The organism is Streptomyces sp. NPDC104581 (genome assembly GCF_055583685.1).
Genome location: NZ_JBVJNN010000007.1, coordinates 119,890 through 141,833, shown reverse-complemented (window position 1 = coordinate 141,833; position 21,944 = coordinate 119,890). Strand labels below are relative to the sequence as shown.

The 21,944-nt window shown below is 72.9% G+C and carries 18 protein-coding genes; 6 read left to right on the top strand and 12 right to left on the bottom strand.

What is annotated here, in order from left to right; genetic code table 11:
* Positions 1–111: 111 nt before the first annotated feature.
* Genes ACZ61E_RS08845 through ACZ61E_RS08835 form a run of 3 tightly spaced genes read right to left on the bottom strand, consistent with a single transcriptional unit; the run spans position 112 to position 3,313 of the window.
* Positions 112–849: an SseB family protein gene (locus ACZ61E_RS08845; protein ID WP_469698822.1), complete on the bottom strand. Its 738-nt coding sequence runs from the start codon at positions 847–849 to the stop codon at positions 112–114.
* Positions 850–899: 50 nt separating this feature from the next.
* Complete coding sequence (gene mycP, locus ACZ61E_RS08840; protein ID WP_469698820.1) at positions 900–2,189, bottom strand: type VII secretion-associated serine protease mycosin; 1,290 nt, start codon at positions 2,187–2,189, stop codon at positions 900–902.
* Positions 2,186–3,313: a hypothetical protein gene (locus ACZ61E_RS08835; RefSeq protein ID WP_469698819.1), complete on the bottom strand. Its 1,128-nt coding sequence runs from the start codon at positions 3,311–3,313 to the stop codon at positions 2,186–2,188. The genes mycP and ACZ61E_RS08835 overlap by 4 nt, the downstream gene beginning before the upstream one ends.
* A 596-nt stretch (positions 3,314–3,909) precedes the next feature.
* Between ACZ61E_RS08835 and ACZ61E_RS08830 the strand changes: the two genes are divergently transcribed.
* Entirely contained in the window at positions 3,910–5,112 is a 1,203-nt protein-coding gene (locus ACZ61E_RS08830; protein WP_469698818.1) for an amino acid deaminase/aldolase, read from the top strand.
* A 45-nt stretch (positions 5,113–5,157) separates the two neighbouring features.
* Here ACZ61E_RS08830 and ACZ61E_RS08825 read toward each other — a convergent pair whose 3' ends face one another.
* The 4 genes from ACZ61E_RS08825 to ACZ61E_RS08810 all read right to left on the bottom strand — a co-directional run bounded on the left by ACZ61E_RS08825 (position 5,158) and on the right by ACZ61E_RS08810 (position 9,735).
* Positions 5,158–6,102, bottom strand: coding sequence for a DUF2510 domain-containing protein (locus ACZ61E_RS08825; RefSeq protein WP_469698817.1), 945 nt, complete (start codon positions 6,100–6,102; stop codon positions 5,158–5,160).
* 70 nt (positions 6,103–6,172) lie between these two features.
* Positions 6,173–6,976 (bottom strand): 3-oxoacyl-ACP reductase, encoded by an 804-nt coding sequence (locus ACZ61E_RS08820; protein ID WP_469698816.1) that lies wholly within the window; start codon positions 6,974–6,976, stop codon positions 6,173–6,175.
* Between the two features lie 3 nt (positions 6,977–6,979).
* Positions 6,980–8,353, bottom strand: a complete 1,374-nt coding sequence (locus ACZ61E_RS08815) for an aldehyde dehydrogenase family protein (protein ID WP_469698814.1) — start codon at positions 8,351–8,353, stop codon at positions 6,980–6,982.
* Between the two features lie 11 nt (positions 8,354–8,364).
* Positions 8,365–9,735, bottom strand: a complete 1,371-nt coding sequence (locus tag ACZ61E_RS08810) for a glutamine synthetase family protein (protein WP_469698813.1) — start codon at positions 9,733–9,735, stop codon at positions 8,365–8,367.
* A 78-nt stretch (positions 9,736–9,813) separates the two neighbouring features.
* On the opposite strand from ACZ61E_RS08810, the gene ACZ61E_RS08805 reads away from it, so the two are divergent.
* The 3 genes from ACZ61E_RS08805 (at position 9,814) to ACZ61E_RS08795 (ending at position 13,101) form a co-directional block, all read left to right on the top strand.
* Positions 9,814–10,566, top strand: coding sequence for a FadR/GntR family transcriptional regulator (locus ACZ61E_RS08805; protein ID WP_469698811.1), 753 nt, complete (start codon positions 9,814–9,816; stop codon positions 10,564–10,566).
* Between the two features lie 172 nt (positions 10,567–10,738).
* Entirely contained in the window at positions 10,739–12,262 is a 1,524-nt protein-coding gene (gene eat / locus ACZ61E_RS08800; protein WP_469698810.1) for an ethanolamine permease, read from the top strand.
* Between the two features lie 119 nt (positions 12,263–12,381).
* Positions 12,382–13,101 carry a gamma-glutamyl-gamma-aminobutyrate hydrolase family protein gene (locus ACZ61E_RS08795; RefSeq protein WP_469698809.1) on the top strand — a complete coding sequence of 240 codons (720 nt, stop codon included), beginning with the start codon at positions 12,382–12,384 and terminating at the stop codon, positions 13,099–13,101.
* A gap of 121 nt (positions 13,102–13,222) precedes the next feature.
* Here the strand turns inward: ACZ61E_RS08795 and ACZ61E_RS08790 are convergent, their stop codons facing one another.
* Positions 13,223–14,161, bottom strand: a complete 939-nt coding sequence (locus ACZ61E_RS08790; RefSeq protein ID WP_469698808.1) for a LysR family transcriptional regulator — start codon at positions 14,159–14,161, stop codon at positions 13,223–13,225.
* 70 nt (positions 14,162–14,231) lie between these two features.
* On the opposite strand from ACZ61E_RS08790, the gene ACZ61E_RS08785 reads away from it, so the two are divergent.
* The gene (locus ACZ61E_RS08785; protein ID WP_469698806.1) at positions 14,232–15,458 is read left to right on the top strand and encodes a TDT family transporter; all 1,227 of its coding nucleotides are present in this window, start codon (positions 14,232–14,234) and stop codon (positions 15,456–15,458) included.
* On the opposite strand, the gene ACZ61E_RS08780 is transcribed toward ACZ61E_RS08785, so the two are convergent.
* The 4 genes from ACZ61E_RS08780 to ACZ61E_RS08765 all read right to left on the bottom strand — a co-directional run bounded on the left by ACZ61E_RS08780 (position 15,397) and on the right by ACZ61E_RS08765 (position 20,725).
* Entirely contained in the window at positions 15,397–16,143 is a 747-nt protein-coding gene (locus ACZ61E_RS08780; protein ID WP_469698804.1) for a helical backbone metal receptor, read from the bottom strand. The two genes, ACZ61E_RS08785 and ACZ61E_RS08780, sit on opposite strands and share 62 nt — an antisense overlap.
* Positions 16,144–16,161: 18 nt before the next feature.
* Positions 16,162–16,710, bottom strand: a complete 549-nt coding sequence (locus tag ACZ61E_RS08775) for a helix-turn-helix domain-containing protein (RefSeq protein WP_469698802.1) — start codon at positions 16,708–16,710, stop codon at positions 16,162–16,164.
* A 243-nt stretch (positions 16,711–16,953) separates the two neighbouring features.
* Positions 16,954–19,575, bottom strand: a complete 2,622-nt coding sequence (locus ACZ61E_RS08770; RefSeq protein WP_469698800.1) for an ABC transporter permease/substrate binding protein — start codon at positions 19,573–19,575, stop codon at positions 16,954–16,956.
* Complete coding sequence (locus ACZ61E_RS08765) at positions 19,568–20,725, bottom strand: quaternary amine ABC transporter ATP-binding protein (RefSeq protein ID WP_469698799.1); 1,158 nt, start codon at positions 20,723–20,725, stop codon at positions 19,568–19,570. Before ACZ61E_RS08765 ends, ACZ61E_RS08770 begins: the two co-directional genes overlap by 8 nt.
* 287 nt (positions 20,726–21,012) lie before the next feature.
* Between ACZ61E_RS08765 and ACZ61E_RS08760 the strand changes: the two genes are divergently transcribed.
* Complete coding sequence (locus ACZ61E_RS08760; protein ID WP_469698938.1) at positions 21,013–21,918, top strand: 5'-3' exonuclease; 906 nt, start codon at positions 21,013–21,015, stop codon at positions 21,916–21,918.
* Positions 21,919–21,944: the final 26 nt, after the last annotated feature.

Sequence of the window (21,944 nt, the reverse complement as noted above, 5' to 3'; positions counted from 1 at the left end):
CGCGTTGCCGGACTCGGCCGAGTACGCCCGGTACGAGTCCGATCCTCCGCCTCGCGACGCACCGCACCAGCCACCCATCACCCGCGTCAAGAACCCTGCGGGTCAATACACCTAGGGACGTTCCCGTACGAAGAGGGGCTCGCCCGGGGGTGTGGCGCCGGCCGGCAGCAGTGCCAGGTCGAGACCGCGCACCAGGCGGGCCCTCAGCACGTCGTGCGCCGCCAGCGCGCCGGCGATCCGCCGCACGGTGTCCGCGGGGGCCGCGTCCGGCAGCAGGACCAGCGCGAGGGTGCCGTCGGCCTCCCCCGGACCGAGATGGGCTCTCAGTACGGAGGGCTCGGCGGCGGCCACCTCCCTCACCGCCGCGACGACGGCCGGGTCACCGAGCGGGTCCGTGCTGGTGCGGCCCTCGGCGAGCGCGAAGAGGGCCGGTCCCGCGAGTTCGTACGGCACCGGCCCCGCGAGGTCGATGACGACCGTGTCGGCCTTCTCGTGCGCCGCCGCGCTCAGTGCCTGGTGCAGCGGTACGGCGACGGGGCGCGCGGCGGGGTCCCAGCGGGCCAGCGAGGCGGTGGAGGTGAAGGCGGGCAGGGCGCGCCGGCCCCCGGCGCGAAGCGTGGGGACGGCCATGTCGCTGTTCTTCTCGCGCCGCAGCCCCCGCTCGTCCTCCTCGGTCTCACCGAGCACGGCGACGACGGGAACGAGCAGCCGGGCGTCCTTGAGCGCGGCGAGCACGCGCGGCTCGGCGGTCCGATCGGCCGACCAGGCGGCGAGTGCGTCCATGAGGACGGGGTCGGCGGCGCCGTCGTCGTCGGAGAAACCGGAATCGGGAATGTTCTTGAGAGCCACGGGGCGAGCCTAGTGGGCGGGCCGGCCCCACCCGCCGGGCGGGCGAGGCGTCAGCGGGGCCGGCGGCCCACGACCGGTCCGCCGCGCCAGAGCACCACCGCGCCGGCCAGCAGCAGTGCGCCGAGGCCGCCCGCGACCGGGGCGAGCCAGGCGGCGGGCTCGGAGGCGCCCCGGGTGCTGTCGGGGCCGCGGCCGAAGTACTGCTTGGTGTAGCCGGCCGCCTTGTCGTCCGGCTCGCCCTTGCTGGTGCCCACCCGGCCGCCCGCCTTGATCGCGGCGGCCGGATCGACGATGCCGTAACCGGTGGCGTCGTCGCGGCCGTCGCCGGGGGCGTCGCGCGCGGTGTCGGTGAGGAGCTTCTTGATCTGGGCGGGCCGCAGGTCGGGGTGGGCCGCGCGGACGAGGGCGACGGCGCCGGAGACGAACGCGGAGGCGGCGCTGGTGCCCCAGCCTTCGTAGTAGCGGCGGTCGGGGTCCGCTATCACCACGTCGACACCGGGCGCGCTCACGGTGGCGTACCAGCGGCGGGTGGAGAAGGCCGCGTGCGTGCCGTAGCGGTCGACGGCCGTCACGGCGATCACGCCGGGGTACGCGGCCGGGTAGGAGATGCGGTCGCCCTTCTCGCCGCCGTTGCCGGCCGACGCGACGACGGCGGCGCCCTTGGCGAGCGCGTACTGGACGGCGGCGTCCTCGCCGGGCTCCGGGTGGGCGGACTCGCTGTCGTCGCCGAGCGAGAGGTTGATGACGTCGGCGCCGTTGTCGGCGGCCCAGCGGATGCCGTCGGCGAGTGAACCGCCGCGTGACTTGCGGGCCTTGGCCCGGTCCGGGTCGGTGCCTTCGAGGATCACGCGGACCGGCAGGATCTTGGCCTCGGGGGCGATGCCGAGGACTCCGTCCTCCCGGCCGGGGCCGTGTCCCCGGCCCGCGATGATGCCCGCCATGGCCGTGCCGTGACGGGCCCAGGCGCGGTCGCCGCTCTTGGCACCGAAGCCGATGAGGTCCTTGCCGGACAGGACCTGCCCCGCGAGGTCGGGGTGGGTCGGGTCGACGCCCGTGTCGAGTACGGCGACGGTGATGCCCTCGCCCTTGGTGGTGCGCCACGCCTCGTCGGTGTGCATCGCTTCCAGGGCCCACTGCTGGGCGCGGATGACGTCCGCGTGCGCGGGTGTCGCCGAGACGGCGAGCAGGAGGGAGGCGGCGGCGAGCGTGGCCGCGAAGGGGTGGGAGAGGGACCGGAGGAGTCGTGGCGTCCGTGCTGCCGGGGCCGGTCCCGCCGCCGCTGTCGCCACCGGCGCCACTGCCGCTGCCGCTTCCGGTGCCGCTTCGGGGGGCGTCGTCATCGGGGCTTCTCCGTTGCCATGCTGACTGTCGTACGAAGACCGCGTTCCACCCGGTCGGCGATGCCCTTGGCGTCGTGGCCGAGCCCCGACTGCGCGGCGGCCGTCTTGGCGCCCTCGGCGGTGGCCCTGGCGACCGGCTGCGGGTCGGCGACCGCGCGGCCGTCGGCGAAGCCGGAGACGGCGTACACGACGACGGGGGCCTCGGTGAGGACGTTCACGGTCCAGCTCGCGCGCTGTCCGTCGCCGAAGCCCGCCGCCACGGTGCCCTTCACCGGGTAGGTGCGGGGCATGAGGTCGCCGCGCCCGGTCAGCTTCTCCTCGGTGAAGCGGTTGCCGAGCGCCTCCATGGCCGACGGCTCGCCTTCGGTGAAGACGAGGCCGACGGTGGTGACGGTGCTGCCGGTGGCATCGGCGTAGGTCGCCCGCAGGACCCGCTCGCAGCCGACGGGGCGCAGCGTCTTCAGGAGGAGCGGGTCGAGCGCGCCCGCGCAGTCGGTCTCCGGTGACACGGCGACCCGGGCCCAGGTGCGGTCGGCGCCGCCGGGGCCCGCGCCGTCGCCCTTGAGCGTGCCCGGGAAGAAGGTGTCGACGGGGGTGCTGTGCCAGAGCGCCCGCAGCGGTGCGTAGCCGCCGCCCGAGGCGGCGGTGGCGGACGAGTCGCCGGTCAGATAGCTGCCGGTGACGGCGCCGCCGATGAGACCGAGACCGAGGACGACACAGACGACCGCGGCGGCCGTCCTGCCGGGGTGACGGGCGGGTGCGGGGTGCGGGCCGGTGGCCGTCCCGGCCGGGAACCCGGCGGGCTCGGCCGGGAAGCGGTACGACGGAGGGGCCGGGGGCGGTCCGCCGGGCGGTGTCGGGCCGGGTCCAGCGGTGCCGGGTCCAGCGGTGCCGGGTACCCGGTGAGCAGGGGCGGGCGGGGCGTCCGGGCGGCGCGGGGCGTCGTGGGCGACTTCGTAACCGGGAGGGGGTGGCGGCAGCCGGGTGACGGTCCCCGTGGACGTGAAGGTGGGCGCCGTGGGCGGTGGCGGGGCCTGGGCCCCGGTGGGCCGGGGCGGGGCCGTACCGGCGGGCGGGGCCGGGGGGACGGGACGGAGGCGGGCGGTGTCCTCGTCGGGGGGCACGGTGGAGCGCGGTGCCGGGGGTGGAGCCGTTCGCCGGGGAGGGGGTCCGGCCGGGCGCGGGGGTATGCCCGGTTTCCCGCCGGACGACCGGCCCGCCGTCCCGCCGGGCGGGGTGGCGGGCGTCGCGGGCGTGACGGCCGGTGATCGCGCCGGCGGCTCGGTGGTCCGGCTCTCCGGGGGCCGGGGCGGCTTCGTGGCCGGGGGGCCTGGCGGGGGTCCCGCCTCCGTACCGGCGGCTGTCGCGTTCCCGTCGCCGTGGCCCTCGTGGTCGGCGGGTGCGGGCCCGGTGTTCCGGGCGGGGTCCGCGTGGGGCGGCGCGGGGGGCTGTGCGTTCGGGAAGCCCGGCGGTGGGGGCGGGGGTGGGCCCGCGGGCCGGGGTGGTACGGGCGCGCGCCGCGCTTCGGTACTCATCCGCCCCCCTGTGATCATGGCCGTGTCCACGCCGGATCGCCGTCCGGGGCAGGCCCGTTCGTCGCCGCGTGGGCGTCACTCTACGGGCTGGGGAGCGCACCGCGGGAACAGGTCCGCAGGTCGGCGGCGGATCTGACCAGAACATCCCCCTACCGTCGGGTAAGCCCGTCTGGCAAGCTCGGACGATGACTCCCCGCGCCGCCGACCGGGCCCGTTACGACCGGGCCACCGCACATCTCGACGCTCCGCTGGCCGTGGTCGATCTCGGCGCGTTCGACGCGAACGCCGACGACCTCGTCCGCCGGGCCGGGGGCAAACCGATCCGGGTCGCGAGCAAATCGGTGCGCTGCCGCGCCCTGCTGGAGCGGGTCCTGGCGCGCGAGGGATTCGCGGGCGTGATGTCGTTCACCCTGGCCGAGTCGCTGTGGCTGGCCCGTGCCGGTTTCGAGGACGTGCTGCTGGCCTATCCGTCGGTGGACCGGGGTGCGTACGCCGAACTCGCCGCCGATCCGAAGCTGGCGGCGGCCGTGACGGTGATGGTCGACGATCCGGCTCAGCTGGATCTCGTCGATCTCGCGCGGGCGGGCGGCAGGGAGGAGATCCGGGTCTGTCTGGAGCTGGACACCGCGTTGCACCTGCTCGGCGGACGGGTGCGGATCGGGGCCAGGCGCTCGCCGCTGCGTGAGCCGGCCCAACTGGCCGAGCTGGCCCGGTCGATCGCCCGCAGGCCGGGTTTCCGGCTGGTGGGGCTGATGGCGTACGAGGGGCATGTGGCCGGTGTCGGCGACTCCGTCGCGGGACGGCCGCTGCGCTCGCGTGCGGTGCGGCTGATGCAGTCGGCGGCGCGCGGGGAGCTGGCGGAGCGGCGCCGGGCCGTGGTGCGCGCGGTGCGGCTGGTGGCGCCGGAGCTGGAGTTCGTCAACGGTGGTGGCACGGGCAGTGTGCAGCACACGGCGGCCGAGGACTCGGTGACGGAGATCGCCGCCGGTTCGGGGCTGTACATGCCGCGGCTGTTCGACAACTACACGTCGTTCAGGGGCCGTCCGGCCGCGCTGTTCGCGCAGCCGGTGGTGCGCAGGCCGGGCGTCGGCGTGGTGACCGTCCTCGGCGGCGGCTATCCGGCGTCGGGCGCCGCGGGCCGGGACCGGCTGCCGGAGCCGTATCTGCCGGAGGGGCTGCGCTACGACTCCCAGGAGGGCGCCGGGGAGGTGCAGACACCGCTGCTGGGGTCCGCCGCCGACGATCTGCTGATCGGCGACCGGGTGTGGTTCCGGCACGCCAAGGCCGGTGAACTGTGCGAGCGCTTCGACGAGTTGCTGCTGGTCGAGGGCGACCGGGTGACGGCGACGGTGCCGACGTACCGGGGCGAGGGCCGTACGTACCTCTGAGGACGTGCCTCCGGGAGCCCTGCCGGGGTCGGGACCCGGGCGGTCTCAGGAGGGGCCGATGGAGCTGCCGACGCCGCCCGTCGTGTCGCCGATCGCGCGAATGCCCTTGGTGATCGTGTCCATACCGCCGAGCGGCGGTCCCTCGGGCCCGGCGTCGAAGGCGAACCGGATGACGACCAGGGATTCGGCGCCGATGGTCGAGGGGAAGGCCAGCGACTGGACGTGACCGCCGGGGCCCGAGCCCGTCTCGACCTTCCAGCGCACGAGATAGCCGGTGCGTCCGGCGACGGTGACCGCCCCGGACTTGACGACGGTGTGCGACTTGACGCCTCCGTAGTAGGAGTTGCCGATGGAGTCCTCGTCGTACAGGGCGTCGGACGCGTCCTGGATGTCCTCCTTGGCGAGGGCTTCCGCGGTGGCCGCGTCGGTCTGGGTGGCGGTGGCGGAGGTGACCCGGCCGTAGTGGCAGTACCGGCTGGTCTGGCCCGGGCACTCGTAGTCCGCCACCGTCGTCATGGTGACCGCGCGGTCGACCATGCTGTCCGACTTCTCCCAGTCGTCGGGGATGGGCAGGGTGATGCCGTTGAGCTGGTCGACGAGCACGTCCGGGTCGGCGCCCGGCTCGGCGGTGGGACTCTCCTCGCCGTCGCCGTCACCATCGGCGGCGGGGCCGGAGGCGGGCTCCCCGGTGGTCGGCGCGGACCGGGGCACGGTCCGCGGCTCCTCGTCGCCGAACAGCGTGACGCCGGCGACGACCGTGGCGACGAGCACGAGCCCGGCGGCGACGCCCCCGAGGACCACACTCCGGCGGCGGGTCGCCGGCTCCGGCCGCCCGGTTGCCGGTCGGTACGGCGGCTGCTGACCCTGCTGGTGGGCGGCGGTGGCGGCGAACGGCCGGGTGTGCGCGGTCCAGCCGTTCCCGTCCCACCACCGTTCGCTCCCGGGCACACCCGGATCCGCGTACCAGCCGGGCGGGGTAGTCATGCTCATCCCGCCACCCTAAGCGGCGCCTCGGACACCCGCACACGAGTTCGCCGCCCGGTCCCTTCCCGGGCGCGTCCTACAGCGGTGTCACGTACGCCCCTCCGATGCCGCCGTCCACCATGAAGTCCGTCGCGTTGACGAACGACGCGTCGTCGCTGGCGAGGAAGGCGACCGCCGCCGCGATCTCGTCCGCCTCGGCGAAGCGCCCGCCCGGGATGTGGACGAGGCGCCGTGCCGCGCGCTCGGGGTCGCTCGCGAACAGTTCGCGGAGCAGGGGGGTGTTGACCGGACCGGGGCAGAGCGCGTTGACCCGGATGCCCTCGCGGGCGAACTGGACGCCCAGCTCGCGTGACATCGCGAGCACGCCTCCTTTGGAGGCGGTGTAGGAGATCTGGCTGGTGGCCGCGCCCATGGTCGCGACGAACGACGCGGTGTTGATGATCGAGCCGCGCCGCTGCTGCCGCATGTAGGGGATGACGGCCTTGCAGCAGAGGTACACGGAGGTGAGGTTGACCTCCTGGACCCGGCGCCAGGCGTCGATGCCGGTGGTGAGGATCGAGTCGTCCTCCGGGGGTGAGATGCCGGCGTTGTTGAAGGCGATGTCGATGCTGCCGTAGGTGTCGAACGCCTTCTTGAAGAGGGCGTCGACCTGTTCCGCGTCGGTGACGTCGACCCGTACGGAGATGCCGCCGACCTCGTCGGCCACCGCCTTGCCCGCCGTCTCGTCGATGTCGCCGCAGACGACGTGCGCGCCCTCGGAGGCGAGCCGGCGCGCGGTGGCGAGACCGATGCCGCTGCCCGCGCCGGTGACGACGGCGGTGCGGCCGACCAGCCGGCGGCAGACGGGCGCCTCGGCGTTCTGGTTGATCGGGTCGGGCATGGGTCAGACCTCCGTACTGATGAAGACGTTCTTGGTCTCGGTGAACGCGGTGAGGGCGTCGGGCCCCAGCTCGCGGCCGACGCCGGACTGCTTGTAGCCGCCGAAGGGGGTCGAGTAGCGCACGCTGCTGTGGGAGTTGACCGACAGGTTGCCGGCGGCGACGGCGCGCGAGACGCGCAGCGCGCGGCCGAGGTCGCGGGTCCACAGGGAGCCGGAGAGCCCGTACTCGGTGTCGTTGGCGAGGCGGATCGCGTCCGCCTCGTCGTCGAAGGGGATCACGACGGCGACCGGGCCGAAGATCTCCTCGGTCACGGCGGGGTCGTCGGCGGGGACGTCGGTCAGGACGGTCGGCGGGAACCAGAAGCCGGGTCCTTCGGGGGCGGTGCCCCGTACGGCCGCGCGGCCTTCGGGGACGTATCCGCGCACGCGCTCCAGTTGGGCGCGCGAGATGAGCGGACCCATCTGGGTCCGTTCGTCCGACGGGTCGCCGACGACGACCGACCGCACGGCGGGGGCGAGGAGTTCGAGGAACCGGTCGTACACGGTGCGCTGGACGAGGATGCGGGTACGGGCGCAGCAGTCCTGTCCGGCGTTGTCGAGATAGGCCATGGGCGCCTCGGCGGCGGCTCGTTCGACGTCGGCGTCGGCGAAGACGATGTTGGGGCTCTTGCCGCCGAGTTCGAGGGTCACGCGTTTCATCCGCCGCGCGCCGCTGGCCATGATCTCCCTGCCGACCCGCGTGGAGCCGGTGAAGACGATCTTGGCGACGCCGGGGTGGTCGACCAGGGCCTGGCCCGTGACGCCCCCGGCGCCCGGCAGCACCTGGAGGAGATGCTCGGGAAGCCCCGCCTCCAGGGCGAGTTCGGCCAGTCGCAGCGCGGTCAGCGGGGTGGTCTCGGCGGGTTTGAGGAGTACGGCGTTGCCCGCCGCCAGGGCCGGTGCGGCGCCCCAGGCGGCGATGGGCATGGGGAAGTTCCAGGGGGCGATGACCCCGACGACGCCGAGCGGTTCGAGGAGGGTGATGTCGAGGCCGCCGGCGACCGGGATCTGACGACCCGTCAGACGCTCCACTCCCCCGGCCGCGTAGTCGAGGAGGTCGCGGACGTTGCCCGCCTCCCAGCGGGCGTTGCCCAGGGTGTGGCCCGCCTCCCGGACCTCCAGCCGGGCGAGTTCGTCGAGGTGTCCGTCGACCGTGGCGGCGAACCGGCGCAGCAGCCGCGCGCGGTCGGCGGGGGCGGCCCGCGACCACCGGCGCTGGGCGGCCCCGGCCCGTACGACGGCGGTCTCGACCTCGGCCGCGCTCGTCGCCGGGACGGTCGCGACGACCTCCTCGGTCGCCGGGTTGAGGATCTGGTGGGCGTGGGGCTGGTCGGGCACGGCTGGGTTCCTCACATGCGTTCGAAGGAGCGGCGCAGCTCCCAGTCGGTCACGGCGGCGTCGTAGGCGGCCAGTTCCACCCGGGCCAGGTTGAGGTAGTGGGCGACGACCTCGTCCCCGAAGGCGGCCTGGGCGATGGCGCTCTGTTCCCAGAGGTCGGCGGCCTCGCGCAGGGTGGTGGGGACCTGCTCGTAGTCGGAGGTGTAGGCGTTCCCGGTGCAGACCTCGGGGAGTTCGAGCTCGTGCTCGATGCCGTACAGGCCCGCCGCGACCAGCCCCGCGACGGCGAGGTGGGGGTTGACGTCGCCGCCGGGCAGCCGGTTCTCGAAGCGCATGGAGCGGCCGTGGCCGACGACCCGCAGGGCGCAGGTGCGGTTGTCGTTGCCCCACGCGACGGCGGTCGGGGCGAAGGAGCCGGGGGCGAAGCGTTTGTAGGAGTTGATGTTCGGCGCGTACAGCAGGGAGAACTCGCGCAGCGCGGCCAGCTGTCCCGCCAGGAAGTGGCGCATCACCGGCGACATGCCGTGGGCGTCGTCGCCCGCCATGACGTTCGTGCCGGGTTCGTCGGCGGACTGGAGCGAGAGATGGATGTGGCAGGAATTGCCCTCGCGCTCGTTGTACTTGGCCATGAAGGTGAGCGAGACGCCTTCCTGGGAGGCGATCTCCTTGGCGCCGGTCTTGTAGATGGCGTGCTGGTCGCAGGTGAGCAGGGCCTCGTCGTAACGGAAGACGATCTCGTGCTGGCCCGGATTGCACTCGCCCTTGGCGGACTCGACGGTCAGTCCGGCGGCGGTCATGTCGTTGCGGATCCGGCGCAGCAGGGGCTCGATACGGCCGGTGCCGAGGACGGAGTAGTCGATGTTGTACTGGTTGGCGGGGGTGAGGCCGCGGTAGCCGCTGTCCCATGCCTGCTCGTAGGTGTCCTTGAAGACGATGAACTCCAGCTCCGTGCCGACGTGCGCGGTGTAGCCGTGGTCGGCGAGGCGGTCGAGCTGGCGGCGCAGGATCTGGCGGGGCGCGGCGACGACCGGGGAGCCGTCGTTCCAGGCGAGGTCGGCGATGAGCATGGCCGTCCCCTCGTTCCAGGGGACGCGGCGCAGGGTCGCGAGGTCGGGGTGCATGGCGAAGTCGCCGTAGCCGTGTTCCCAGGAGGACATCGCGTAGCCGTCGACGGTGTTCAGCTCGACGTCGACGGCGAGGAGGTAGTTGCAGCCCTCGGTGCCGTGTTCGAGCACGTCCTCCAGGAAGAACGGCGCGGCGAACCGCTTGCCCTGGAGTCTGCCCTGCATGTCGGGGAAGGCCAGGACCACGGTGTCGATCTCGCCGTTCGCCACGAGGGCGCGCAACTCCTCGACGGAGAGCGGGGGTGTGCGGTCTGCCACGGGACAACTCCTCCATCGGCCAGCCTGGGACCTTAAGGTATTCCGGGAGACCTTTGCTTGGGAAGGGGAAACGGCGACGTGGCGGAGAAGGATGCGGCGAGGAGAAGTGGGCCGGGCGACCGGCTGACGCCCGTCCTGCGTCCCGTGCGGGCGGGCAACGGTTTCGAGGAGGCGCTGGAGCAGATCCTTCAGGTGCTGCGCCTGGGTCTGGTCGCGGGCGGTGAACGGCTGCCCGCCGAGCGCGAACTGGCGGAGCGGCTGCGGATCAGCCGGGTCACGCTGCGCGAGGTGCTGAAGGTCCTCGCCGACCAGGGGCTGGTGGAGAGCCGGCGGGGGCGTTACGGCGGCACGTTCGTCCTGCCCCGGCCCGACACCCCGTCGCACGGGGCCGGGGAGGAGCTGCGCCGCCGGGTCTCGGAGGTGGACATCGAGGACGTGCTGCGCTTCCGCGAGGTGCTGGAGGTGGGGGCGGCGGAGCTGTGCGCGGCGCACGGCCTGCCGGAGGCGGCGGCGTCCCGGCTGCGTACGGCGCTCGCGGCGACGCAGGACGCCCCGCTGGGCGACTACCGCCGGCTCGACACGCTGCTGCATCTGACGCTCGTGGAGCTGTCGGGCTCGGCGCGGCTCACCGAGCAGTACGCGGCGGTCCGGGCGAGCGTGAACGACCTGCTGGACTGCATCCCGCTGCTGGTGCGGAACCTGGAGCACTCGCAGCAGCAGCACACGGCGCTGGTCGAGGCGGTGCTGGCCGGTGACGCGGACGTGGCGCGCGCGGTGATGCGCGAGCACTGCGGCGGGACGGCGGCGCTGCTGCGGGGATTTCTGGCCTGAGAGCGGGTACCGGGGCCGGTGGGACCGCGGGCGGTCACGAGAGCGCCCCTCCCCGTACGGCCGGGCCGGTGCCGGTCGTCCGTAACAGCCGCTTAACGCAGAGGGCTTGCGCACGGAGGTTTCCGGCCGCAATGGTGTGGCCCCACACCTTTACCCGAGGCAGGAGCGGCTCATGGCCGAAGGCACGGAATCCCGTATCCCACCAGCCGATCCGCCGGGTCCTGGCGGTCCGGCCGCACCCGGGCGGGAGGGCTCCCCGGCGGTTCCCGGACAGGGCGGCTCCGCCGACGACGCGGACTATCTGCGGCGCCGTACGCTCAAGCGCGGCAGCGCGGGGTGGCTGCTGCTGACCGGCCTCGGTGTCGCCTACGTCGTCTCCGGGGACTTCTCCGGCTGGAACATCGGGCTCTCGGAGGGCGGCTTCGGCGGACTCGCCATCGCGACGCTCCTGATGGGCGCCATGTACGCCTGTCTCGTCTTCTCGCTCGCCGAGCTGTCCGCGATCCTGCCCACGGCGGGCGGCGGTTACGGCTTCGCCCGCCGGGCTCTCGGCACCTGGGGCGGCTTCCTGACCGGCACGGCCATCCTCATCGAGTACATCCTGGCGCCGGCCGCGATATCGATCTTCATCGGTGACTACGTCGAGTCCCTGAACCTCTTCGGCCTCGAAGCGGGGTGGCCGGTCTATCTCGCCTGCTTCGCCGTCTTCATCGGCATCCACCTCTGGGGTGTCGGCGAGGCACTGCGCTTCAGCCTGGTCGTGACGGCCGTCGCCGTCGCCGCGCTGCTGATCTTCGCCGTGGGCGCCTTCACCGAGTTCGACAGCGGCGGCCTCGACGACATCCCCGTCCAGGAGGACGCCTTCGGGTCCAACTCCTGGCTGCCGTACGGTCTGCTGGGCATCTGGGCCGCGTTCCCGTTCGGCATGTGGTTCTTCCTCGGCGTCGAGGGTGTGCCACTGGCCGCCGAGGAGGCCAAGGACCCGGTGCGCTCGATGCCGAAGGCGCTGTCGATCTCGATGGGCGTCCTCGTCCTGCTGGCGCTGATCACGTTCTTCGCCGCGACCGGCGCCCGCGGCTCGGCAGCCGTGCAGGAGGCGGGCAATCCGCTGGTCGTCGCGCTCCAGGGGGACGGTGAGCCGACGGCGCTCAGCCGGTTCGTCAACTACGCGGGCCTCGCCGGTCTGGTCGCGTCCTTCTTCTCACTGATCTACGCCGGTTCCCGGCAGCTGTTCGCGCTCTCCCGCGCCGGCTATCTGCCCCGCTTCCTCTCACTGACCAGCAGCCGCAAGGCGCCGTATCTCGGTCTGCTGATCCCCGGCGCGATCGGCTTCGCCCTCGCAGCGGGCAGCGGGAACGGGGGCCGGATGCTGAACGTCGCGGTCTTCGGCGCCACGATCTCCTACTCCCTGATGGCCCTGTCGCACCTGGTGCTGCGCCGCCGCGAGCCGGATCTGCACCGTCCGTACCGGACGCCGGGCGGCATGCTGACCTCCGGCGTAGCGTTCGTCCTGGCCCTGTCGGCGCTGGTGGCGACGTTCCTCGTGGACAAGGACGCGGCGTTCATCGCCCTCGGCGTCTACGTCGTGGCTCTGGCCTACTTCGCCTTCTACAGTCGGCACCGGCTGGTGGCCGCCGCGCCCGAGGAGGAGTTCGCGGCGCTCGCGGAGGCGGAGGACGAGCTGAAACGGGGCTGAGCCGCGAGCACCCCGCCTGCCGCGTCACCACAGCACCGCCCGCACCGCAGCACCACTCGCACCGCCCGAACCACAGCACCATCGCACCACCGCACAGCACCACATCGGAGGAACGTTCAGTGAAGCCGCTCATCGGCGTCAGCACCTATCTGGAGACGTCGGCCAGGTGGGGCGTCTGGGACCTGCCCGCCGCCCTGCTGCCCATGGCTTACCCCCGGCTCGTCCAGCGCGCGGGCGGCGTCGCCGTCATGCTCCCGCCGGACGAGCCGGCCACCGCCGCCTCGCTGGTCGCCCGGCTCGACGGACTGGTCGTCTCGGGCGGGCCGGACGTGGAGCCCGTCCGGTACGGGGCCGAGCCGGACCCCCGCACGGGACCGCCCGCCCGTGAGCGGGACGACTGGGAACTGGCGCTCATCGACGCCGCGCTGGCGTCCGGTACGCCGCTGCTCGCGATCTGCCGGGGCATGCAGCTCCTGAACGTCGCGCTGGGCGGCACGCTGATCCAGCATCTGGAGGGCCACACCGCCGCGACCCTCGGCGTCTTCGGCGAACACCCGGTGAAGCCGGTACCGGGCACGCGGTACGGAACCGCCGTCCCGGAGGAGTCCGACGTCCCCTCCTCGCACCACCAGGCGGTGGACCGCCTGGGCAAGGGCCTGCTCGTCTCGGCGTACGCGGGCGACGGCACGGTGGAGGCGGTGGAGCTGATGGACGAGCGTTGGGTGCTGGGGGTGCAGTGGCATCCGGAGATGGGCGAGGACCTGCGGGTGATGTCGGCACTGGTGTCGGCGTCCTCGCGCGGGGCCCCGGCCGCCGTGGCGGGGGGTGCCAGGGTCTGAGCGGTCGGGCCCCCTCCGGCCGTCGCGGTGTCCGGCTCGGGCGTGGGCACCGCGGCACGGAGCGGAGGGCCCCGGAGCGTGCCGGTGGGGCTCCCGTGCGCGGCCGGCACGCGCCGTCTCATCACGCCGAGCGGTCCGCTCCCAGGGTGGTGCGGGTCAGCGACAGCAGGTCGCGGGCCGGCCCGGTCGGGCGGTGGCCCGACGGCCAGACCGCGCGCAGGTCGCGGCGCAGTGACATCCCGGACACCCGCACCTCCACCAGCCGGCGCGACGCCAGTTCCTCGCCCACGGCCAGTTCACTCAGTACGGAGGGGCCCGCGCCGCTCACCACCGACGCCTTGACCGCTGTCGTCGAGGAGAGTTCCAGCAGTGGTGTGGCGGGGCCTCCGTAGGAGGCGAGGGCCGCGTCGAGTACCTGGCGGGTGCCCGAGCCCTCCTCACGGAGGATCAGCGGGGCGGCGGCCAGTTCCTCGGGTGTCAGGGACGTACGCCGCCCCCACGCGTGCGCCGGGGCGACCACGACCACCAGCCGGTCGCGGCCGATCACCGTGCCGTCCAGCCCGGCCGGTACGGCGAGCCCCTCCACGAAGCCGAGGTCCGCCCCTCCGTCGGTCAGCCGCGCGGCCACGGCGACCGAGTTGCCGGCGTGGAGCGAGACGGCCGTGTCCGGCCGGGCGGCGCGGAGGGCGATGAGCCAGCCGGGGAGCAGATACTCGGCGATGGTCATGCTCGCGGCGACCCGCAGCCGTGAGTCGCGCCGGTCGCGCAGCGCCTGCGCACCCGCGTCGAACGCCTCGGCCGCCTCCATGATCCGCCGCGCCCAGTCGGTGACGAGCGCCCCGGCGCCGGTGAGCCGGGACCCGCCCGGCGACCGGTCGAAGAGGCGGACGCCGAGCTGCCGCTCGACGGACCGTATCCGGCTGCTGGCCGCGGGCTGGCTGATGCCCAGCTCCCGGGCCGCCCCGCCCATGCTGCCGTGCCGGGCGACGGCGATCAGCAGCTCCAGCGCGCCCAGCTCGGGCACCCGGTGGGCGAGGGACACGGCGGGCTCGTCAGTCATACGTTCAGGTTATGGCCTCATAGCGCCGAGGCATCTGGTGAGGAGGGCGCGGACCGGCCAGGGTGCGAGCATGGCCGCCCCCGCCCCGACCGCCCGCACCTCTCCGTTCGCCGACATCCCCACTCCGCCGCCGCCCGCCCGCCCCACGGCCCGGCTCGCGGTCCTGCGCCACACCGGCCCCAACTGGTACGCGAGCGTCATGGGGACCGCGATCGTCGCGAGCGCGGGCGCGGCCCTGCCGATGGAGCAGCTCGGCCTCGCGCGCCCGATGGACGTGCTCGTGGCGCGTGCCGCCTGTGTCATCGTCTGGGCGCTGTCGGCGGTGATGCTCCTCCTCCTGCTGACGGCCCGCGCCGGCCACTGGCTCCACCACCGCGACCGGGCACGGGCCCAGCTGCTCGATCCCTCGGTGGCACCGTTCTACGGATGCCTGGCGATGGCGCTGCTCGCGGTCGGCGGCGCCACCCTCACCGTGGGCCGGCACGTGATCGGCGAGAACGCCGCCGTGGCCGTGGACGCGGCGCTCTACACCGCGGGCACGCTCGTCGGGCTCACGGCGGCCGTGGCCGTGCCGTATCTGATGGTGGTGCGCCACCGGGTGCGCCCCGAGGACGCGTCTCCGGTCTGGCTGCTGCCGGTGGTGGCTCCGATGGTGTCGGCGGCGCTCGGCCCGGGGCTGATCCCCTACCTGCCCGCCGGTCAGTGGCGCGAGGCGCTTCTGCTGGCCTGCTACGCCATGTTCGGCCTGAGCCTGCTCGCCACCCTCACCCTGCTGCCGCTGATCCTCGGCAGGCTGCTCACCCACGGACCACTGCCCCTGGCCCTGACGCCCGCGCTCTTCCTCGTCCTCGGCCCGCTGGGGCAGTCCACGACGGCCGTCGGCCATCTCGCGCATGCCGCACCCGGCGCGCTCGTCCCCGCGCCAGACGGCACGGCCCCCGCGTACGCCTCCGCCCTGGACGCCTTCGCGGTGCTGTACGGCGTCCCGGTACTGGGCTTCGCGCTGCTGTGGCTGGCGCTGGCGGGCGCGATGGTCGTGCGGGCGGTACGGCGCGGGATGACGTTCTCGATGACGTGGTGGGCCTTCACCTTCCCGGTCGGTACGTGTGCGACCGGCGCCGCGGGACTCGCCGGAGCCACCGGGCTCACCGCCCTGGCCTGGCTGTCACTGGCGCTGTTCGTCCTGCTGACGGCCGCCTGGGCGGTCGCCTGGACCCGTACCGCGCACGGCCTGGTCAGCGGAGCGCTGCCCGCAGCGCCGCCGGCGCCCGGACCAGCGACGGCCCGTACCAGGTGAGGCTGCGCCCGTCGACCAGCGCCGCGGGCAGCCCGGGAAACGCCTCGGGGCCGTCGTCGGCGGTGAAGCGGTACGGCTCGTCGGGCAGGACGACCAGCTCCGCCCCGGAGGCCCGCAGCCGGTCCAGGGGGATACGCGGATAGCGCTCGGCCAGGTCGCCGTACACGTTCCGCACACCGAGCCTGGCGAGCAGGTCCCCCGCGAAGGTGTCACCGCCGAGCACCATCCAGGGCCTGCGCCAGATCGGTACGACCGCCGGCCGCCCGCCTCCGTACGGAGGGGGCACCGCCGCCCAGTACTCGCGGGCCTCGTCCAGCCAGCGCGGCGCGCTGAGCCCGCAGCCCGTCACCAGCATCCGCTCCAGCTCGGCGAACGCCTGGTCGAGGTCGCGGACCTCGGTGACCAGGACCTCGATGCCCGCGGCCCGCAGCGCGGCCAGATCCGGCTCGCGGTTCTCCTCCTCGTTGGCCACCACGAGGTCGGGGCGGAGCGCGACGACGGCGTCGATATCGGGGTTCTTGGTGCCGCCGACGCGTACGACGTCGAGACCGGCGGGACGGGTGCACCAGTCGGTCGCGCCGACCAGGAGTCCGGGCGCGGTGACCGCCACGGCCTCGGTGAGCGAGGGCACCAGCGAGACGACCCGGCTCACGGCCGCCCGCGCTCCGGCCCGTGCGGCGGTCACGGCCCCCGTCCCCGGCCCTCAGCGCCGGGTGTCGAACGTCGCGTCGATGTGCTCGGCGACGGCGACGACCAGGATGCGGGTACCGGGCTCGGTGGCGCGCCAGCGGTGCCTGACCCCGCCGGAGAGGTACAGCGTGTCGCCGCGCTCCAGGCGGTACGCGCGGCCTTCGGCCTCAACCTCCACCGAGCCGTCGGCGATGTACATCACCTCGTCGTTGCGGTGCTGGTACTCGCGCCCGGTGTCCTGCTCGCCGGTGTACTCCTTGGCGTGCAGCTGGTGTCCGCCGCGGGCCACCCTGCGGACGCCGGGCCCGCCGTCACCGGCCCGTACGACGTCGACCGTGCGCGCCGAGTCCGCGGCGGCGTGCAGCACGGGGATGGTGGTCTCCAGGGCGTCGGCCACCCGTTCGAGCGAACGGGCGCTCGGCCGGGCGCGTTCGTTCTCGATCTGGCTGAGGAAGGGTACGGAAAGCCCGCTGCGGTCGGCGACTGCCGCCAGTGTGAGGCCGAGGGACCTGCGCCGCCTGCGGACGGCGGCGCCCACCCTGAGCGCTTCCTTGTCGTCCATGTCTGGGCTCCCTCCCGGCCGGATCGTCATCTTCTCAGAGTTGACGGCCGCGCAAAGGCGGTCTGCCGCACCCGGGGTGGCAGGCGCCACGGTGAACACCGCGGAAACCGCCGGTACCGGTGAGGACGACGACGACCGGTCGACAGACCTCCATCCTCCGGCCGCGGGGCCCTTCCCACCACTGGGTGGGGCCCGAGCCGGCGGCGGCGGGCACCACCCCTGGCGGTGCCCGCCTCCTTACGGCTACCGGGGAGCGATCTCGTCGCCGATGCCCGGATTCTTCTCCATCCAGGCCGCCACCGCCTCTTCCTCATGCCCCGTACCGCGCTTCTGGATCTCGTTCTCCAGGCCGGCGAGCTGTTCCTCGCTCAGCTTGAAGTCCTTGAACCACTTGGTGAGCTGCGGGTAGTTCTTCGGGAAGTCCTTGTTGCCGACGGTGCGGATCTGGTCTCCCTCGCCGAAGGCCTTCCGCGGGTCCTTCAGCTTGGTCAGCTCGTACTCGCTGTAGGCCCAGTGCGGGGTCCAGAGCATGACCGCGATGGGTTCCTTCTTGGCGTACGAGCGCTCCAGCTCGGCCAGCATGCCGGGGGTGGAGCTGTCGACGACCTTGTAGCCGCCGTCCAGGCCGTAGCCCGGCAGGACCTTGTTCTTGAGGATGTTCATGGTCTCGGTGCCGGGCTCGATGCCGACGATCCGGCCCTTGAACTCGTCCTCGCGGCCCTTCAGGTCCGCCAGCGATTCGACGCCCTTCACATAGGAGGGCACGGCGATCTCCAGTGACGTCGGTCCGTACCAGGCGCCGAGGTCGGAGAGTTTGTCGCCGTACTTGTCCCAGTACTTCTTCTGGGTGTTGGGCAGCCAGCCGTCGAACTGGACGTCGATCTGCCCCCGGGAGAGGGCCGTGTACATCGGGCCCACCTCGAACTGCTTGAGGTTCATCTTGTAGCCCCGGTCCTCCAGCACCGCCTTCCACAGATACGTGGCGGCGATGTCCTCCTCCCAGGGGAACCAGGCGACCTCGATGGGCCGTTCGCGCTCGTCCTTGCCGTTCGCGCCCTTGCTGACACCGGAGACCGGGGTCCACTCGTCGGCCAGCTCGGGGTTGTCCTTCAGCCAGGCGCGTACGGCGTCCTGCTCCTTGCCCTTGCCCGCGCCCTGGATCTCCGCCTCCAGGCTGGTGAGCTGGTCCTCGGTCATCGTGAAGTCCTTGAGCCACTTCGCGACGCCGGGGTTGTCGGCGGAGAAGCCCTTGCGCGCCAGCGTGTGCACGCCGTCGCCCGCGCCCCAGGTGCCCTTGGGGTCCTTGAGCTTCTTGAGGTCGTAGGTGTTGTACGCCCAGTGCGGGGACCAGAGCGTGACGACGACCGGTTCCTTCTTCTCGTACGCGCGCTTCAGCTCGGCCAGCATGCCGGGCGTGGAGCCGTCGACGACCTTGTACTCGCCTTCGAGGCCGTACTCCTTGAGGATCTTGTCCTTGAGGATGCCCATCTCGCCGGCGCTGGGCTCGATACCGATGATCCGGCCCTTGAACCGGCTCGCCTGGCCCTTGAGATCCGCGAGGGAGTCGATGCCCTTCACGTACGAGGGGACGGTCAGCTCCAGGGACGTCTCGTCGTACCAGGAGCCCATGTCCTCCAGCTTGTCCTGGTACTTGTCCCAGTAGCTGGCGTGGGTGGTCGGCAGCCAGGAATCGGTCTGGATGTCGATCTGGCCGTTCGCCTGGCCGGTGTAGAGCGCCCCGGCCTCGTACTGGGTGGCCTCGACCTCGTAGCCGCGCCGCTCCAGCATCTCCTTCCAGAGGAAGGTGGAGGCGATGCCCTCGTCCCAGGGGATGTAGCCGATGCTGATCTTCTTGCCCTGGCCGACGTCCCCCTCGCCGGCGACCGTCTCGCTCTTGCCGCCGCCGAAGACGCTCATGCCGCCCGCGACGAGCGCGAGGACGATCACGCCGACCACGGCGACCGAGGGCCGCGGACGGTGCTCCCAGATCTTGAACGAACCGCTCATCGCCTGCGCCTTGGCCAGCGCGCGGCGGCCCAGCGGAGAGACCTGCCGGCCGAGCGCGCCGGTCAGCCGGTCCAGGTACATCGCCAGGATCACGATGGAGACGCCCGCCTCGAAGCCGAGGCCGATGTCGACGTTGCCGATGGCGCGGTAGACGGCGCCGCCGAGGCCGCCGCCGCCGACCATGCCCGCGATGACGACCATCGACAGGCCCAGCATGATCACCTGGTTGATACCGGCCATGATCGTCGGGAGCGCCAGCGGGAGCTGGACGCGCAGCAGGGTGTTGCGCGGGCTGGTGCCGAACGCCTCGGCCGCCTCGACCAGCTCGGCGTCGACCTGCCGGATGCCCAGCTCCGTCATACGGACGCCGGGCGGCAGGGCGAAGATGATCGTGGCGATGATGCCGGGGACCACGCCGACGCCGAAGAAGATGATGCCGGGGATCAGATAGACCATCGCGGGCATCGTCTGCATGAAGTCGAGCACCGGCCGGATGACGGCGCTGACGGTGGCCGAGCGCGAGGCCCAGACGCCGAGCGGCACCGCGATGACCAGGATGACGATCGTGGCGACGAGGACCAGCGAGAGCGTGGACATCGCCAGTTCCCACAGCTCGATCGAGTCGATGAGGGCGAAACCGACGAAGGCGAGACCGGCCGCGAGCAGACCGCGCAGCCACCAGGCGAGCACGGCCAGGATGCCGGCGAGGAGGAGTGGTTCGGGGCCGTTCAGGACGGCGTCCACGACGTCGTACATGCCGGTGACGAGCGAGCTGATCGCGTCGAACAGCCAGGACAGATGGCGCTGGAGGAAGTCGACTCCGCTGTCGACCCACTCACCGAGCGGGAGCCTAGGCACTGGCCGCCTCCTTGTCGACGGAGAGTGCCGCCGGGCCGGCGTCGGTCACCGGCACGGGCGGGCCGGCGGCCTCGTCGGCGGGCGTCATCGGCTCGCCGAGTACGGCCAGCAGCCGGGCGCGCGGGACGACGCCGACGAGCTTCCCCTCGTCGTCGGTGACCGCGACCGGGGCCTGGCTGGTCGAGCAGGGGGTGAACAGCTCGATGATCGGGGTGCTCACGGAGACGGTGGCGGGCGCGGCCGCGAGCACGTCCTTCGCCGTGCGCAGCTCCTTGCCGTCGTCCGTACGGGTGCCATGGGCGGTGTCGGCGTCCGCCATGATCGCCCCGGCGGTCAGCACGCGCGAGCGGTCGACGTCCTGGGTGAAGGAGGCGACGTAGTCGTTGGCCGGGGTGACGAGGATGTCCTCGGCGGTGCCGAGCTGGACTATCTCGCCATCGCGCATCACGGCGATGCGGTCGCCGAGCCGCATGGCCTCGTTGAGGTCGTGGGTGATGAAGACGATGGTCTTCTTCAGCCGCTTCTGGAGTTCCAGGAGCTGGTCCTGCATGTCACGGCGGATCAGCGGGTCGAGCGCGCTGAACGACTCGTCCATGAGCAGCAGGTCCGCGTCGGTGGCGAGCGCGCGGGCCAGGCCCACACGCTGCTGCATACCGCCCGAGAGCTCGTCGGGCCAGGACTTCTCCCAGCCGGCCAGCCCCGCGAGCTCAAGGGCCTCCGCGGCCCGTCTGTCACGCTCCGCGCGCGGGACGCCCTGGACCTCCAGGCCGTATCCCGCGTTCTCCAGCACACTGCGGTGCGGGAAGAGCGCGAAGTGCTGGAACACCATGCTGATCTTGGTGGAGCGTACGGTGCGCAGTTCGGCCGGGCTCAGGGCGGTCAGGTCCTGGCCGTCGAAGAGCACGCGCCCGGCCGTCGGCTCCAGCAGTCCGTTGAGCATGCGCAGCAGGGTGGACTTGCCAGAGCCGGAGAGGCCCATCACGACGAAAATCTGACCGGGGTCGACGGAGAACGAGGCGTCGATCACCGCTGCGGTCGTACCGTCGGCGCGCAACTCCTCGCGGTCCGTGCCGCTTTCGAGCTTCCTCACCGCTTCTTCGGGTCGTGCGCCGAATACCTTGTACAGGTGTTCCGCCTGCAGCCTGGACACATAAACCTCACGCCGTCGAAATGAGAAACGGCCCGCCACCCCCGCCGGCGGGCCGTGGAGCGGTACGGGGTCTGCCCGCGCGGCCGGCCGGCGGTCTGAGAACAGTCCGCGCCCGGGTTCGCTCCGGGTGCGCGCCTGCCCTCCCTTGCATGGACCAAACATTTATGTGGTCCACACCACTCGGGGCGCTGCCGCGCAGGTCGGAGGGGCACCGGCGGTGGCCCGCCCCTGGTCCGCGGCCACTGTCGGTGGGATGGGGCATCATCAGGGATGTGACGCGACGCCTGATGCTCCTCGACACCGCTTCCCTCTACTTCCGGGCCTATTTCGGGGTCCCCGACTCGGTGCGCGCTCCCGACGGCACACCCGTCAACGCGGTCCGGGGCCTGCTCGACTTCGTCACCCGGCTCGTCCAGGACCACCACCCGGACGATCTCGTGGCGTGCTGGGACGCGGACTGGCGGCCGCAGTGGCGGGTGGATCTGATCCCGTCGTACAAGGCGCACCGCGTGGCGGTGGAGACGCCGGAGGGGCCCGACGAGGAGGAGACCCCGGACACCCTGGCTCCGCAGGTGCCGATCATCGAGGCCGTGCTGGACGCGCTGGGTATCGCCCGGGTCGGTGTGGCGGGGTACGAGGCGGACGACGTGATCGGCACCCTCACCGGCGCCGCGACCGGCCCGGTCGACATCGTCACCGGCGACCGCGACCTCTACCAGCTGGTGGACGACGCCCGTGGGGTACGGGTGCTGTATCCGCTCAAGGGCGTCGGATCGCTCCAGCTGACGGACGAGGCGTGGCTGCGCGAGAAGTACGGGGTGACCGGCTCCGGCTATGTCGACCTGGCGCTGCTGCGGGGCGATCCGAGCGACGGGCTGCCCGGTGTGCCCGGGATCGGCGAGAAGACGGCGGCCAAGCTGCTGGACGCCTTCGGCGATCTGGCGGGGATCATGGCGGCGGTCGACGATCCGCGTTCGGGGCTGACGCCCTCGCAGCGCAAGCGGCTGGACGTGGCCAGGGACTATGTGGCTGTCGCGCCGACGGTGGTGCGGGTCGCCGGGGACGTCCCGCTGCCGGACTTCGACCCGGCGCTGCCCGCCGAGCCGCTCGATCCGGAGACGCTGGACGCGCTGGCGGCGCGCTGGGGGCTGAACAACGCGCTGCACCGGCTGCTCACCGTGCTCGGAAAGTGACGGCGCCGGGGGTGCGTCCGGCGACG